Annotated in this window: 12 protein-coding genes; 4 read left to right on the top strand and 8 right to left on the bottom strand. The window is 74.0% G+C overall.

Annotation, left to right across the window (positions count from 1 at the left end; all coding sequences use genetic code 11):
- Positions 1 to 5: 5 nt before the first annotated feature.
- Entirely contained in the window at positions 6 to 1,187 is a 1,182-nt protein-coding gene (locus ACI8AD_RS14445; protein ID WP_456871217.1) for a PucR family transcriptional regulator, read from the bottom strand.
- Positions 1,188 to 1,291: 104 nt separating this feature from the next.
- Here ACI8AD_RS14445 and ACI8AD_RS14440 point away from each other — a divergent pair, with 104 nt between their 5' ends.
- From ACI8AD_RS14440 to ACI8AD_RS14430, 3 genes are all read left to right on the top strand, one after another.
- A complete protein-coding gene (locus ACI8AD_RS14440; protein WP_456871216.1) occupies positions 1,292 to 2,392 on the top strand; it encodes a ferredoxin reductase in 1,101 nt (366 codons plus the stop codon).
- Positions 2,393 to 2,420: 28 nt separating this feature from the next.
- Positions 2,421 to 3,632, top strand: coding sequence for a fatty acid desaturase family protein (locus tag ACI8AD_RS14435; RefSeq protein ID WP_456871215.1), 1,212 nt, complete (start codon positions 2,421 to 2,423; stop codon positions 3,630 to 3,632).
- A gap of 105 nt (positions 3,633 to 3,737) precedes the next feature.
- Complete coding sequence (locus tag ACI8AD_RS14430; protein ID WP_456871214.1) at positions 3,738 to 4,871, top strand: hypothetical protein; 1,134 nt, start codon at positions 3,738 to 3,740, stop codon at positions 4,869 to 4,871.
- Positions 4,872 to 4,948: 77 nt separating this feature from the next.
- On the opposite strand, the gene ACI8AD_RS14425 is transcribed toward ACI8AD_RS14430, so the two are convergent.
- The 6 genes from ACI8AD_RS14425 to rpsF form a co-directional block, all read right to left on the bottom strand.
- The gene (locus ACI8AD_RS14425; protein ID WP_456871213.1) at positions 4,949 to 6,790 is read right to left on the bottom strand and encodes an Ig-like domain-containing protein; all 1,842 of its coding nucleotides are present in this window, start codon (positions 6,788 to 6,790) and stop codon (positions 4,949 to 4,951) included.
- A gap of 296 nt (positions 6,791 to 7,086) precedes the next feature.
- Complete coding sequence (locus tag ACI8AD_RS14420) at positions 7,087 to 10,944, bottom strand: replicative DNA helicase (RefSeq protein ID WP_456871212.1); 3,858 nt, start codon at positions 10,942 to 10,944, stop codon at positions 7,087 to 7,089.
- Between the two features lie 680 nt (positions 10,945 to 11,624).
- Positions 11,625 to 12,080 carry a 50S ribosomal protein L9 gene (gene rplI, locus ACI8AD_RS14415; protein WP_456871211.1) on the bottom strand — a complete coding sequence of 152 codons (456 nt, stop codon included), beginning with the start codon at positions 12,078 to 12,080 and terminating at the stop codon, positions 11,625 to 11,627.
- A 2-nt stretch (positions 12,081 to 12,082) separates the two neighbouring features.
- Complete coding sequence (gene rpsR / locus ACI8AD_RS14410) at positions 12,083 to 12,319, bottom strand: 30S ribosomal protein S18 (RefSeq protein ID WP_073422051.1); 237 nt, start codon at positions 12,317 to 12,319, stop codon at positions 12,083 to 12,085.
- A gap of 98 nt (positions 12,320 to 12,417) precedes the next feature.
- Positions 12,418 to 12,915 (bottom strand): single-stranded DNA-binding protein, encoded by a 498-nt coding sequence (locus ACI8AD_RS14405; protein ID WP_456871210.1) that lies wholly within the window; start codon positions 12,913 to 12,915, stop codon positions 12,418 to 12,420.
- 2 nt (positions 12,916 to 12,917) lie between these two features.
- Positions 12,918 to 13,205, bottom strand: a complete 288-nt coding sequence (gene rpsF, locus ACI8AD_RS14400; protein WP_456871209.1) for a 30S ribosomal protein S6 — start codon at positions 13,203 to 13,205, stop codon at positions 12,918 to 12,920.
- A 173-nt stretch (positions 13,206 to 13,378) separates the two neighbouring features.
- Between rpsF and ACI8AD_RS14395 the strand changes: the two genes are divergently transcribed.
- Positions 13,379 to 14,191, top strand: a complete 813-nt coding sequence (locus ACI8AD_RS14395; protein WP_456871208.1) for a deoxyribonuclease IV — start codon at positions 13,379 to 13,381, stop codon at positions 14,189 to 14,191.
- A 79-nt stretch (positions 14,192 to 14,270) separates the two neighbouring features.
- On the opposite strand, the gene ACI8AD_RS14390 is transcribed toward ACI8AD_RS14395, so the two are convergent.
- Positions 14,271 to 15,728 (bottom strand): glycosyltransferase family 87 protein, encoded by a 1,458-nt coding sequence (locus ACI8AD_RS14390; protein ID WP_456871207.1) that lies wholly within the window; start codon positions 15,726 to 15,728, stop codon positions 14,271 to 14,273.
- Positions 15,729 to 15,792 lie beyond the last annotated feature (64 nt).

Raw genomic sequence — 15,792 nt, 5'->3', positions numbered from 1 at the left:
CGGGCTCAGCGGGCGCCGAGGGCGAGGGTCAGCTCGAGGACCGTCTGCGGGTCGTCGAGGCGCTTGCCGTAGAGGTCGCGCAGCTGCCCCATCCGGTAGCGCACCGTCTGCGGGTGGACGAACAGCTCGGCGGCCACCTGCTCGCGCCGGCCGTGGTGCAGCAGCCACGAGCGCAGCGTCTCCAGCAGCTTCTCCCGCGGACCGGGGCCCAGGCCCTCCAGCGGCGCGAGCACCTGCGCGCGCAGGTCGGTCAGCGCCTCGGCGTCGGCACGCAGCACCAGGTCGGCCAGCCGGAGCTCGGTGTCGACCGGGGCGTCGCCGTCGGGCAGCAGCTGCAGCTGCAGCGCCCGCAGCGCCCGCGTGTAGGACGACCGCGCGTCCTGCCACGGCCGCGGGGGTCCGACGACGGCGCCGTGCCCGGTGAGCGAGGTCAGCAGCGCTGCCCGCGCGTGGCCCTCGGCGTCGGGCACCAGCAGCACGGATCGCTCGGTCGACGGCTCGGCGCCGGGCAGGTCCTCGCCGGCCTGCAGCGTCCGCGCGTCCAGCGCGCCCATCGCCCCGCGCGCGTCGGCCTCGGGCAGCAGGACTGCGGTGAGCGTCCGCGGCGGCGTCCAGTCCGCCCGCTCCGCGGCGGCGTGCAGCTCGTAGGGCGGCGCCCCGGTGACCAGCAGCGCCGCCAGCCGCTCGAGGTGCCGGCGCCGCTCGCGGCCGCTGGCGGCCAGGTGGTCGGCGTGGCCGGACGCGCTGGCCGCCGACAGCCGGTCGATGTAGGCGAACACGAGCTCGGCGAAGCGGGCCAGCGACCCGGCGGGCATGCCGGCGGCCACCGCCGTCTCGCTGAGGTGCCGCCAGGCCACGCGGGCACCCACCCGGTAGGCCGCCAGCAGCGCGTCCATCGGCCGCCCGGTGCGGGCCTCCCCGCGGCCCAGGGAGTAGGCACCCTCGATGGCCGGGTCGACCGGCCGGCTGGCGTCGGCGCCCCCGGCCGACGTCGCCAGTTCCAGGAAGCCCGCGAGCGCGAGCTGGACGGCGTTCTCGATCTTGCGCCCCATCGGGCCGCGGAACGCCTCGGCGTAGCTGGGCACCTCGACCACGATCGCCGCGACCGTGCGCTCGGCCACCGACGGCAGCTCGCCGACCATCGCCGCCGCGATCTCCGGCGCGAACATCCCCTGCTCGGGTGTCACCGTGACCTCCCCGTGACCTCGGTTGTGCGCTGGGAACAGTATCCGGCGCGACGTTCACGTCCAGGGCACAGGTAGTTAGACGTTCGGCAGGGAACTGTGGAGGCATGACCGCGACCGTTCCGCGCCCTTCCCCGGCCCGGCCGGGCCTGCGGGCGCTGCGCGACCGCGCGCTCCGTCTCGCCGAGCTCGTGACCACGCCGCTGCTGCCCGCCGACTACCTCGACCTCATCGACCCGCTGCGCTCCGGTGCTGCCCTGCGCGGGCGCATCGAGGCCGTGCTGCCGGAGACCCGCGACGCCGCCACCCTGGTCATCCGCCCGGGTGCCGACTGGCGGCCGCACCGCCCCGGCCAGTACGTGCGCCTCGGCATCGACGTCGACGGCGTCCGCCTGTGGCGGGCCTACTCGGTCACCTCCGACCTCGGCCGCGCCGACGGCTGCTTCACCGTCACCGTCAAGGCCATCCCCGACGGCAAGGTCAGCAACCACCTGGTCCGCCGGGCGCGGCCGGGCACGATCGTGCAGCTCGACCAGGCCACCGGCGAGTTCTGCCTGCCCGAGCAGCGGCCGGCCAAGGCGCTGTTCGTCACCGCCGGCTCCGGCATCACGCCGGTCATGGGCATCCTGCGCAACCACCCCGAGCTCGACGACGTCGTCCTGGTGCACTCCGCGCCCACCGCCGACGACGTCGTCTTCGGCGCCGAGCTGCGGCAGCTGGCCGCCGACGGCCGGATCCGGCTGGTCGAGCAGCACACCGACACCGCCGGCATGCTCGACGCCGCCGCGATCGCCGCGCTGGTGCCCGACCTCGCCGAGCGCGCCACCTGGGCCTGCGGCCCGGTCGGGATGCTCGAGGCGCTCGAGGAGCACTGGGCCGCCGCCGGCCTCGCCGACCGCCTGTACACCGAGCGGTTCCGGCCCACGGTGCTGGTCACCGGCGAGGGCGGCACCGTCTCCTTCACGCGGAACGGGACGACGGTGGAGGCCGACGGCGCCACCCCGATCCTCGACGCCGCCGAGGAGGCCGGCGTCCTCATGCCCAGCGGCTGCCGGATGGGCATCTGCTACGGCTGCGTGCTCCCGCTGCGCGAGGGCGCCGTCCGCGACCTGCGCACCGGCGAGGTCACCACCGCCGCCCCCGGCGACGGCGTCCTCGTCCAGACCTGCGTCAGCGCCGCCGCCGGCGCCTGCGACATCGACCACTGACCCGAGAACCCCGGAGGAGCCGCACCGCATGACCGCGCTGCAGAAGAAGGACGTCAACCCCATCGAGCACCTCACCCCCGAGGACGTCGAGCTCATCGGCAAGGAGCTCGACGAGATCCGCCAGGGCGTGGTGGACAGCCGTGGCGAGGCCGACGCCCGCTACATCCGCACGGTCATCGACGTGCACCGCAAGATCGAGCTGGGCAGCCGCGCCGTCCTGCTCGCCTCCGGCTTCCCGCCGGCCTGGATCGTCGGCACGATCGGCCTGTCGATCGCCAAGATCCTCGAGAACATGGAGATCGGGCACAACATCCTGCACGGCCAGTGGGACTGGATGCGGGACCCGAAGATCCACTCCACGACGTGGGAGTGGGACATGGCCAGCCCGGCCGAGCAGTGGAAGCACTCGCACAACGAGCTGCACCACACGTACACGAACGTGATCGGCAAGGACAACGACCTCGGCTACGGCATCATGCGCGTCGACGAGGACCAGCCGTGGACGCCGATGTACCTCGGCCAGCCGCTGTGGAGCTTCGTCAACGCCTGCTTCTTCGAGTACGGGATCGCCGCCTACGACCTCGAGCTCGGCGCCGTCATCGCCAAGAAGCAGACCGGCGACCCCGAGTTCCGCCGCCGGGCGAAGCAGGTGCTGGTCAAGATCGGCCGCCAGGTGCGCAAGGACTACCTGATCCACCCGCTGCTGTCGGGCCCGAACTTCCTGGCCACGCTGGCCGCGAACGTCACCGCCAACACGGTCCGCAACCTGTGGACCAACTCCGTCATCCTGTGCGGCCACTTCCCCGAGGGCGTCGAGACCTTCGAGAAGAAGTCGATCGACGGCGAGACCCGCGGCGAGTGGTACCTGCGCCAGATGCTGGGCTCGGCCAACATCTCCGGCTCGAAGGCCATGCACGTCATGACCGGTAACCTGTCGCACCAGATCGAGCACCACCTGTTCCCGGACCTGCCGAGCAACCGGTACGCCGAGATCGCGCCGAAGATCCGCGACCTGTTCGACCGCTACGGCCTGAACTACCACACCGCGCCGCTGCACCGGCAGGTCGGCTCCGCCTGGCACAAGATCATCCGGCTGTCGCTGCCCAACGGCTGGCTGCAGAACACCACGGCCCGGAACCTGCCCACCCAGGTGGCCAAGCTGTGGAAGATGACCACCGGCAAGCCGCGGGTCCGCCGCCTGCTGATCCGGGAGCAGGCCGCCATGGCCGCTGCCGCGTAGCGGACCGACCCACCGCGAGAGGGCGGGGTGCCCGGCACCCCGCCCTCTCGCGCGTCCGGCCGTGTCGCGGCCGGCACCGGCCCGGACGGCACCTACCGTCGCCCCGTGCTGGTGAGCATCGTCCTCGTGGCCGACACCCGGGTCTCCGCCGTCGAGGCGTCGCTGGAGGCGCTGGTCGCCGCCGTGGGCACCGCCGAGGCCGCCGGGCACGCGGTCCAGACCGTGGTCGTCGACAGCTCCGGCCGCTTCGACGTCGCCGACTTCCTGCGCCTCGTCGAGGGCGCGGAGGTGGTGCGCGCCCCCGGCGCCGACCGCGCCACCGCCCTGCTGCTGGGCCTGGACCGGGCCGACGGCGACGTCGTGTGGGCCGGCGGCACCGAGGGCTGCGCGGTGCCGACGGCGGTCACCGCCCTGGCCGAGGCGGCCGCCCGTGACGGCGGGGTCGCCGTCGCCGCCCCCGGGGACCCCGCACCGCACGTCGCCGCCCCGGCCGGGCTGCTGCGGCGCTGGGCCACCCCCGGGGACGACGCCGAGGCGGCCGACCCCGTGCCCCGCCTCGTGCGCCGCGCGCTGGCCGAGGGCGTCCCGGTCACCCCCTGCGCCGGCGCGGGCAGCCTGCGCGAGCGCGTGCGCCGGCCCTTCGGCGGCAGCCCCGGCGTCGTCGCCGGTCCGGGGACCTACGCCGGCCAGCGCACCCTCATGCAGACCTTCACGCCGCTGGACCGGGTGGAGCTCGGCGGCTACTGCTCGATCGCCGACGACGTGCGCATCGTGCTGCCCGGCGGCCGGGTGCACGACGAGACCGGCGAGGAGCTCGCGCTCGACCAGCGCGGCCTGCACCGCCCCGAGACCGCCTCCACCTTCCCCATCGGGATCCTGGTGCCCGACGAGCCCTACGACGAGCCGCCGCCGGGTGTCACCGGTGAGCGGCTGGTGGTCGGCGACGACGTCTGGATCGGCTACGGCGCCACGCTGCTCGGCGACGTCACCGTGGGCACCGGCTCGATCGTGGGCGCCCGGGCGCTGGTCAACGCCGACGTGCCGCCGTACTCCGTGGTCGGCGGGGTGCCGGCCCGGGTGATCCGCCGGCGCTTCCCCGACGACGTCGTCGACCGCCTGCTGGGCGTCGCGTGGTGGGACTGGCCGCAGGTGGCCGTGCAGGGCGCGCACCGCTGGTTCGGCCGGCCGGTCGGGGAGTTCCTCGACCACTTCGACCCCGGGTCGCTGGCGCCGGCCTGATCGCCGGACACGCAGGAGGGGCCCGGGACGACGGATCGTCCCGGGCCCCTCGCGTGCGCCCTGCGGTCAGCGGCCGGTCAGGGCCGCAGCGCCGGCTGCGGGAAGTTGAGCGAGAGCAGCACCGACGGGTCCTCGACCGGCACCTCCCACACCCTCCCGGCCCCGTCGGGGTCGATCACCTCGCCGCGGCCGAGGAAGGCCGCCACCTGCGCCTGCCCCTGCAGAGCCGAGGGGTGGGTCAGCACCAGCAGGAACGAGTGCGGGTTGGGCAGCGGCGGCGTCGCCCGGTCGTTGCGGTAGAGGCTGGTCCGCGACCACAGGTCCCCGGCGTCGACCAGCGTGTACGACGTCGGGTTGGGCACCGTCTGGTCCCCGAAGGCCACCTGCACCAGCACCCGCTCCGGCTCGGTGAGCGGGGCGAAGGTCTCCGGGCTGCCCGGGCGGGACAGCCAGGTCGACCGGGCCAGGTACTCCTGGATCTGCACCGCGCCGGGCACGGTCGCCGTCACCGGGCCCTCCCCGCGCAGCGGCAGCTGCTCCTGGAAGAAGTTGCGGGTCGGGTCGGTGCTGTTGAGCAGGCCCGCCGCGTCCAGGGCCGCCGCGGTGAGCGGGCGGAAGGACGGCGACAGCCGGGCGATCTCGCTGACCGGCCCGCCGGGCACGTTGAGCACCGAACGGGAGACCGCCGGGTCGGTGCCGGTCAGCAGCGTGCCGTAGATGCCGCCGAAGCTCTGCCCGAAGTAGGTCACGTCCTCGCCGGAGAGGTCCGGCGTCCCGTCGCCATCGACGTCGGTGCCGCCCAGCGAGCGGATCAGCGTCATGTTGTCGGCGGCGGTCTGCCGCAGCGCGTCCCGGGAGGACTGCGCCGCGGCCGCGCCGGTGGCCGAGGACCCCTCGGTGGAGTCGATGGCGCCGTCGCCGTTCTGGTCGGTCCCGCGCCCGTAGGCCGGGATGGTCGTCGTCGTACCCCCGCTGGTGACGACCCAGCCGCTCTCGGGCCCGTACCCGTGGCCGACGACGTTGGTGCCGATCGTGGCGATGCCGTTCTTCGCGTTCTCGACCGCGGCGAGGAAGACGGCGTTGGTCGAGCTGGTGAACCCGTGGCCGAACACGGCCACCGGCCAGCCGCCGGAGGGCGGGGTGCCGGGGGGGAGCACCGCGACGAAGGGCAGCTGCTCGGCCCCGACCGGGCGCGGGCCGGCGTCCCCGGTCGGCGTCTGGGGGATGGTGACGTCGGACGTGAGCCAGGACGGCGCCTGGAACGAGCCGAAGACGATCGTGCCGCCGAGGGCCGCCGTCGGGACGGGCGTGGGCGTCGGCGCGGGGTCCGTGGCGCCGCGGTCGGTGGCCCACGCGACCGTCGTCCCCCGGGCCGGGAAGGCGCCCTGCACCTGCAGGGCCGGGTCGTCGATCCCGGCGGCGGCGAAGGCGTCCCCGCTGTCGATCTGCCGCTGGATGTCCAGCAGGCCGTCGGTGGCGCTCATCGTGGTGAACGTGTCGTGGGTGGCCTTGTTGGCCGGGCCGCCCTGGACGCGCAGCCGGTAGGTGGTCGACGGCGCCAGCTGCTCGGCCGGGTGGGCGTAGAGCGTGTTGGTCGCGGGGTCCCAGACGACGCGGTCGACGCCGATGCGGGCGTCGGTGCCGGCCGGCTGCAGGGTGATGCGGGCGGCGGTCGCGGCCGGGTCCACGGGCCCGCTGAAGCGCACCGCGATCCGCGGGTCGAGGTCGAACCCGTCGAGCCGGTTGAGCTGCTGCACCAGGCCGCAGGCGATCGGGGCGCCGCACCCGTCCGTGGGCAGCGCGACCCGGCGTCCGGTCAGCTGCGCGGGGTCGCGGACGGTCAGCGAGTCGGTGGGGAAGACCGAGAGCGGCTCGGGCTTGTGCGGGGCGGCCAGGGCGGGGGTGGCGGAGACCGTCACGGCGGCGGTCAGGGTCAGTGCACCGAGGAGCGACGAGGTCGCCCGGTGCCAGCGTCGTTGCTGCACAGGCTTCTCCAGGTTGAGGGAGGACGCCCCTTCCTAGTCGACGGAGATCCGGATCACAAATCCGCATCCGATCGCTCACATCGGGTCATCCGAGGGGCGCGGTCCTCCCGCCCGTCCGCCGGTGATCCACGTGGAACACCGCACCTCCCATGGATGCGGGGCCGTCCCCGTGACCCACGAGGGCCCGGGACAGTGGCGGTCCCGGGCCCTCGTGCTCGAGTTCAGCGCGCTCAGTTGGCCATGTCGACGAAACGGCTGTAGTGGCCCTGGAAGGCGACGGTGACGTTCGCGGTCGGGCCGTTGCGGTGCTTGACCAGCATGATGTCGGCCTCGCCGGCCCGCGGGCTCTCCTTCTCGTACATGTCCTCGCGGTGGATCATCATGACCATGTCGGCGTCCTGCTCGATGCTGTTGTGGACGGCGATGCCCTCGGCGATGAAGTTGTGCCCACCCAGCACCGTGGCGTCGTAGACCTCCTCCTCGGGGCCCTGCTCGACAGAGACGATCTCGTCCCACAGCAGGTCGTTGACCGCCTGGATCTCCAGATCGGCGTCGTCCAGGACGGCCGCGATGCGCCCGAGCCGCTCGCGGCTGGGCGCGCGCTTCCACATGGCGCTGCCACAGAAGGCCGAGTCCATCGCGGCGGCGAAGGCGCGGTGGCTCATGCCCTTCTCCTCCAGGACCGCCCGCACCCGCTCCCAGACCTGCACCGGCACCGTGTCGACGTCCGGGTTGCCCGACGTCTCCCGGACGATCCCCAGCAGGCGCTCGGCGGCGGCGCCGCGGGCTCCGTGGACGCCGATCTCGCCGAGGAATCGCCGCTGGTCGTCGCAGCCGCTGACGTCGAGCGTCCAGCCGTCCCGGTATCCGGCCTTCCGGACCCGGCGGATGCGGCAGGAGATGCCGAACCGCAGGAGCAGTCGGGAGACGTCGTCGACGAGCCGGCGGCTGGTCGAGGCGTAGTACACGCGCCCACCCCGGCCGTCCTCGTTCACCGTGACGGATCCGTCGGTGGCCCACAGGTGCCGCAGGAACACCGCGATCTGCTTCTTCGGCAGGGAGAACACCGGCTCGGGCACGAACTTCTCGTGGCTGCGAAGGCCGAACAGCCCCAGCTCGTCGAGCCAGGCCGCGATCGGGTTGCGACGGCCGTGGGTCAGCGGGAACGGCGACCGCAGCCGCAGGGTGGTGCAGCGGGCCGCGGCGTACTCGTCTCGCACCGCCACGACACCGAAGTGCAGCGCCGCCGCCGTGACCGCCCGCAGGTTCTCCTCGTCGATCGAGGCATAGCGGAGAGGCTGGCGCCGGACGAAGCTGCCGTCGCCGATGAGGTGGGCGAGCAGGACGACCCGCTCGTCCTCCCACACCGTCATCCGGTCCGGCGCGGGCACGTGCCGCGGCACCGCGATGCGATCACCGGGCACCAGCTCCCCGAGCGGCCGGAACCCGTCGTAGGTGAGGAACGGGTGGTTGGCCGTGGCGCGCACCGTCTTGCCCGACGCGGTGGTCAGCTGCAGCACGGGCTTGCGGCCGGTGGAGAAGACGTGCGTCAGGTGACGGCGCACGTAGCGGAGGTTGTCGTCGAGCGCCCACACCGGGACGTCGGTGGCACCGGCCGTGAACAGCTCACCCATCGTCGTCTCGGCGCCCGTGTCGGCCCGGAGGACGCGGGTCTCCGCGGGCAGACACCCCGACTCGCGGAGGTCCGACAGCATCGGCTTCTTGTCCTGCCGCTGCTCGGAGCCACGGTTGAGCTGCGACATCGCGATGACGGGGACCTCGAGCTCCTTGGCCAGCAGCTTGAGCGCACGGGAGAACTCCGAGACCTCCTGCTGGCGGCTCTCGACGCGCTTTCCCGACGTCATGAGCTGGAGGTAGTCGATGACCACGAGCTTGAGGTCGTTGCGCTGCTTGAGACGTCGCGCCTTCGCCCGGATCTCCATCATGGTCATGTTCGGTGAGTCGTCGATGTAGAGCGGCGCGTCGGCCACCTCACCCATGCGGCGGGCCAGTTTCGACCAGTCCTCGTCGGACAGCGTGCCGGCGCGCATGTGGTGCAGCGGCACCTTCGCCTCGGCCGACAGCAGACGCATGGTGATCTCGTGCTTGCTCATCTCGAGCGAGAAGATGCACGTGGCCAGGTGGTTCTTCACCGCCGCAGAACGCGCGATGTCCAGCCCGAGGGTCGAGTTGTGCGTCGGGACGAAGCTGCGGCCGGCGAGGAAGAGGGAGTCGGCGGCGTCGACCTGGATGCACCGCACGGGCACGCTCTGGACCGGCCGGACGTCGGTGACGAAACGGACGCCGCGGGCGGTGAACGTGCGGGCACCCCGCTCCTTGTGCAGCAGCCGCTTGCGTTCCAGGCGGAACACCTCGTCGTCGGTGCTGAAGGTGAGCGTGTAGCAGGTGGACGAGGCCTCGCTCCGGCCGCGGACCCGCTTGGTGCTCATCCGGACGCGGTGGCCCAGGCCCGCGATCAGCTCACGGGCGTCCTCGGCCAGCCGACGGCTGGTGACGGCGAACTGCACCGCACCGCCTCCCGTCACGGTGCCGTCGGTGTCGAGCAGGCCGGCCAGCAGCGCCCGCCGCTGGGTCACCGACGCGCGCAGGTAGGCGGTCGGGATGTGCTTGTCCCCGAGCACGCCCAGGCCGCGCAGGAGGGCCTGCACGGTGCCGTGGTCGTCCCGGCAGTCCTGGCACTGCGCCAGGCCGCTCGAGGGGCCGCCGCAGTCGGGGCAGGTCGCCGCGCGGCCGGCTCCGCCGCGGGCCCGCAGCGCACCGCCGCAGGTCTTCCCGCAGGTCTGCACCTGGGAGGTCTTCGGCACGAAGGGCTCGCCGCACATCGGGCACGGCCGCGCCTCGGGGCCGGGACGGGCCGGCAGGCGCAGGGAGTACCGCCGGTCGGCGCCCGTGGGGACGACGACCAGCCCCTCAGCCTCGATGTGGACGGCGATCTCGGGGTCGGCGCTGGTGTACTGCGCGGCGGCCGACGTGCCGTCGCCCAGCCAGACGCCGAGGGCGTACGGCGGCACCGGGAGGTCGGCGGTGGGCAGGTCGAGCGGGGCGGCGTTGACGACGGCGTGGTTGAGCCGCCGGTCGGCGGTGGCGCAGCGGACCGTGCGGGCCAGCTCCTCCGTGGTGCGGACGCGGGCCTGCCCACGCGCGCCGAGCCGGCGGGCGGCGCGGTCGGTGGTCACCCACTGGTGCCGGGCGTCGGCGACGACCACGGTGCCGTCGGAGAAGTGCACCTCGTAGCAGGGCCGGTCGGTCATGACGCCGGTGGCGGCCACGACCGTCGTCGGGCGGCCGTCGGCACCCAGCACCCGGTCGCCGACGGCGATGTCGCCCATCGTGGTCCAGCCCGTGGGTGTGGGGATCGGGGTGTCGAGGGCCAGCGCCTTGCCCACACCGGGACGGGCGGCGATGACGACCATCTGCCCGGCCTGAAGACCATTCGTCAGTTCGTCCAGGTCGCGGATCCCGGTGGGCACGCCGCGGGCGGTGCCGCCGCGGGAGGCGATGGCGTCGAGCTCGTCCATCGTCGGCTGCAGGATGTCCTCGAGGCGCGAGTAGTCCTCGCTCATCCGCTTCTCGGTGACCTCGTAGATCTCCTGCTGCGCGCGGTCGACGATGTCGTCGACGTCGCCCCGCCCGCCGGCCGCTCCGTAGCCGAGCTGCACCACGCGGGTGCCGGCCTCCACGAGCCGCCGGAGGGTGGCCTGCTCGGCGACGATCTGGGCGTAGTAGCCGGCGTTGGCCGCCGTGGGCGTCGAGGCGATGAGCGTGTGCAGGTAGACCGCGCCGCCCATCTTCGACAGCTGGTCGGTGCGGTTGAGCTCTGCGGCGACGGTGATGGCGTCGGCCGGCTCTCCGCGGCCGTAGAGGTCGAGGATCGTGTCGTAGATGACCTGGTGCGCCGGCCGGTAGAAGTCGTTGCCGGTCAGCTGCTCCACGACGTCGGCGATCGCGTCCTTGCTCATCAGCATGCCGCCGAGCACCGACTGCTCGGCCGCGACGTCCTGCGGGGGCTGCCGGTCGTACTCCGGCGCCGTCGCCTGCGGCCGGCTGAAGTCGTCGGCCACCGCCACCTGGGTACCTCCCTCCGCTCACGCGCACGCTGACCAGCCCCGGCCTGTCCGGCCGGGGCCCGGTGGGGGAAGCACCAGGACGCGCGTCGCCTGCACTCGAACGCCCGTTCGAGGACCGTGGTACCGGGAGCCACTGACAGTTCTCGCAGTTCCCGGCGCCGGAGAGACGGTAGGAAGCGACGGCGGGTCCGTCCAACACCCCGTGTGCACCGCGTTCTGCACAACTTGTGGACAAGTCGGTGGACAGCCCGAGTCGACATGTGGAGACGGGCGGGACACCGGCCGGACATCCAGCGGTCCTGCGGGTGTCACCTGCGCCGGGTCCGCCCACCGGCTGTGGACACGAGTTTCTCGGCGCGCCGGACGCCCGGGCGTGTCGTGTCGTCCCGCCCGGCGCAGCCGTCACAGCACCGGCGGTGACGGCGCGCGACGACCCACCGGCGGGGACGCCGTCACCCCGTGGCCGGCGCCTCGCCGGGGCGAGGACGCCAGGCAGGCCGGCCACGCCGCCTCGGGGTGCCCCGGCCGCAGGGACGGCCCGGGGGGCGTCAGCGGGCCGTGGACGGTCCTCCGCGCCCCGTCCGACCACAGCAGGCCTGCTCCGCCGGGCGAGGCCCGAGACGACGCGAGGGGCGCCGGACGACGTCCGGCGCCCCTCGCGGGCAGTGCGGTGCGGTGCGTCAGCCGGCGACGACCTCGATCGCCAGCCGGGTGGTGACCTCCGGGTGCACCCGCACGGTGACGGTGTGCTGGCCGGTGGTCTTGATGCTGCTCGGCAGCTCGATGCGGCGGCGGTCGAGCTCCGGGCCGCCGGCGGCGGTGACGGCCGCGGCGACGTCGGCGGTGGTGACCCGGCCGAAGAGGCGGCCCCCGTCACCGGCACGGGCGGGCACCCGGACGGTCAGGCCGGACAGGCGCCCGGCCACGGACTGGGCCTCCTCGAGCGAGCGCACCTCGCGGGCGGCACGCGCCCGGCGCAGCGACTCGACCTGCTTCTCGGCACCGCGGGTGGCGACGATGGCCAGACCGCGGGGCAGGAGGTAGTTGCGGGCGTACCCGCCCTTGACCTCCACGGTGTCACCGGAGGACCCGAGACCGGTGACCTCCTGCGTCAGGATCAGCTTCTGGGTGCTCATGGTCAGCGCGCCGTCGAGGTGTAGGGCAGCAGGGCCATCTCACGGCTGTTCTTGACGGCCGTGGCGACGTCCCGCTGGTGCTGGCTGCAGTTGCCGCTCACGCGGCGGGCACGGATCTTGCCGCGGTCGGAGATGAACTTCCGCAGCAGGGTCGTGTCCTTGTAGTCGATGTAGGTCGCCTTGTCCTTGCAGAACTGGCAGACCTTCTTCTTGGGCTTGCGCACGGGGGGCTTGGGCACTGGGTTCTCCAGGTACGGCTAGGGGGGTAGATGGAACGGCCCTCTCGCAGGGACCCGCGCCGCGCGGAGCGGGGCGTGGGGGGCGAGGGGGTCCTCTCTCAGAAGGGCGGCTCGTCGGACGGGCCGGCGGGCGTCGACCACGGGTCGCTCGCGCCGCCGCCACCACCGCCGCCGAAGCCACCGCCACCGCCACCGCCGCCGCCGAAGCCGCCACCGCCGCCGCCCTCACCACGGGAGGCGCGGGTGACCTTCGCGGTGGCGTAGCGCAGCGAGGGGCCGATCTCATCGACCTCGAGCTCGATGACGGTGCGCTTCTCGCCCTCCTTGGTCTCGAACGAGCGCTGCTTGAGGCGCCCCGAGACGATGACCCGCGAGCCGCGGGTGAGGGACTCGGCCACGTTCTCGGCCGCCTGCCGCCAGACGTTGCAGCGGAGGAACAGCGCCTCACCGTCCTTCCACTCCTGCGACTGCCGGTCGAAGGTGCGCGGCGTCGAGGCGACCGTGAAGTTGGCGACCGCGGCACCCGACGGCGTGAACCGCAGCTCCGGGTCGGAGGTCAGGTTGCCGATGACGGTGATGACGGTCTCGCCAGCCATGCTCAGTGGACCTCGGGCCGCATCAGCTTGGTGCGCAGCACCGACTCGTTGAGGTTGAGCTGGCGGTCGAGCTCGGCGACGGCGGCCGGCTCGGCCTGGATGTCGACGACCGCGTAGATGCCCTCGACGTGCTTCTTGATCTCGTAGGCCAGGCGGCGCCGGCCCCAGATCTCGGTCTTGACGGTGCCACCGGAGTTGGTGACGACGGTCAGGAACCGGTCGAGGGAGGGAGCGATGGTGCGCTCCTCCAGGTCGGGGTCGAGGATGACCATCAGTTCGTAGTGACGCACGGAGAACCCCACCTCCTCTGGTCTGGGCGGCTGCAGTCGGTCTGCAGCAGGAGGGTCGTACACGCGTCGCGCGCCCGGTCCCGCCGGGGACGGCGGACGGACGCGCACCTCCAGGCTACCAGCGCGGCCGGGAGCCCCGGCCGCCGTCACCGGACCTGACTACCGTCGCCGGGGTGAGCAGGCACCCGATCGGCGTCCACGTCGGACCCGGACTGACCGAGGACAACGAGCTCGACGCCGGGGGCCCGCTGGCCCGGGCGGCGGAGATGGACGCCGACGCCGTGCAGGTGTTCCTCGGCGACCCGCAGGGCTGGAAGAGCCCGCCGCCGCGCCCGGACGCCGAGGCGCTGCTCGCCGGCGACGTCGCGGTGTTCGTGCACGCGCCCTACGTGCTCAACGTGGCCTCGACGAACAACCGCATCCGCATCCCCAGCCGCAAGAGCCTGGCGGTGCACGCGCGGGCCTCGGCGGCGATCGGCGCCCGCGGGATGGTCGTGCACGGCGGGCACGTGCTGGCCAAGGACGACCCGGCGGCCGGCTTCGACAACTGGCGCAAGACCTTCGCGCGGCAGGCCGAGGACGGCGGCTTCCCGCTGCCGCTGCTCATCGAGAACACCGCCGGCGGCGAGAACGCGATGGCGCGCGAGCTGGGTGCGGTGGCGCGGCTGTGGGACGCCGTCGGCGAGTTCGGCGCGGGGTTCGTGCTCGACACCTGTCACGCCTGGGCGGCCGGCTGGGACCTCGCCACCGCCGTCGACGACGTCCGGGCGATCACCGGTCGGGTCGACCTGGTGCACCTGAACAACAGCCGCGACCCGCAGGGATCGGGCCGGGACCGGCACGCGCCGCTCACCGCGGGCGAGATCCCGCTGGACCTGCTGCTCGGCCTCGCCCGCGCCGCCGACTGCCCCGTCGTCCTGGAGACCCCCGGCGACGCCGCGTCGCACGCCGAGGAGGTCGCCCTCGTGCGCGAGGCGCTCGGGTAGCCGACCGCCCGCACGGCCGTCCTCCCTCACCCCGCGGCGTCCTCCCTCGTGACCGGACGTGCGGGAGGACGCCCCACGATCAGGTCACCTGATCCCAGCGGCGCCGCCCGCGCAGCACCACGCGGTCCTCCGCGCCGTCCAGCGGACCGCCGGCGGGGTCGTCGACGGCCGGCCAGGAGGTGCGCACGACGTCGCCGTCGGGACGCCACACGTCCCGCACGACCAGCCCCACGAGCACGAGAACGGCGACGTCGCGGGCGGTCACCGCGAGGAAGAACCACTCGGTGCCCACGCCGCGCTCGTCGGTGCCGAGGTACCAGAGCATCCGCACCACCCACAGCACCGCCTCGGTGGCCTGCCAGAGCAGCAGCGACCGCCACCTGGGCCGGGCCAGCACCGCCAGCGGCAGCAGCCACAGCGAGTACTGCGGGCTCCACACCTTGGTGACCAGCAGGAACCCGGCCACCAGCAGGAAGGCGACCTGCGCCACCCGCGGCCGCACCGGCGCGGCGAGGGTCAGCCAGCCCACGGCGGCCACCACCAGCAGCACGCAGACCGCCACCAGCGCGTTGAGCACCACCGGCGTCTCGCCCTCGGCGAGCGGCCCGTCGAGGAGGTCGCCGCCGGCCGCGGTGATCGCGATGTTCCACAGCGTGTCCGGATCGGCCGGGCGGGTGCTGTTGAGGCGGAAGAACAGCGACCAGTTCTCCGGCGCCAGCAGCGCGACCGGGACGTCGACGGCCAGCCAGGCGACGGCGGCGGCCAGCGCCGCGCGCAGCCACACCCGCAGCCGCCCGGCCCGCAGGCACAGCAGGAACAGCGCGCCGAGCAGCAGGGCGGGGAACAGCTTGGCCGCGGTGCCCAGGCCCAGCAGCACGCCGGCCAGCACCGGCCGCCCGCGCGCCCACGCCCACAGCCCGCAGGCGGCCAGGGCGACGGCGAGCAGGTCCCAGTTGGTGAACGCGTGCACCAGCAGCAGCGGCGAGAGGCCGACCATCGCCGCGTCCCACGGACGGCGGCCGGAGGCGCCCAGCACCGCCCGGACGGTGACCAGCGCGCACAGGCTCAGCAGCAGGCAGGTCGCCGCGTAGTAGGCCTGCACCGGCGGGACCTGGGGGAGCAGGCCGGCCGCGCCGGCCAGGTCCTCGTAGCCGCGGCCGAGGACCGCCGCGAGCGCCATGAGCGCGCCGGTGAGCACCGGGTACTCCACGGCCGCGTCCAGGTAGGGGAGCGCGCCCTCGCCGAGGCCGTGGATGCCGAACAGCGGGACGGTGTCGGAGTAGCACAGGTGCGTGTACTGCACCGACCCCGCCCAGTTGCCGTCGGAGCACGGCGCCTGCTTGAGCCACGCGGCGGCCAGCACGACGGTGGCGTAGAGCAGGCAGACCCGCAGCGGCGTCCAGAACAGCGCCCGGCCGGTGACCGCGTGCCGGCCCCACGGGCCGCCGACGGCCTCGCTGGCCTGCGCGGCCACCCGGTCCGACCACGTGGGCACCACCCGGTCGGGGCGGCGGTCGGTACCGGGTGCGGGCGCCACCGCAGACGCCGCGGGCCCGTCCGCCGGCTGGGGTGCCGGAGCGGACGGGCCCGTGGGGGAGGAG

Source organism: Geodermatophilus sp. SYSU D00766, from assembly GCF_054049915.1.
This window is presented reverse-complemented; position numbering and strand designations above follow the sequence as displayed.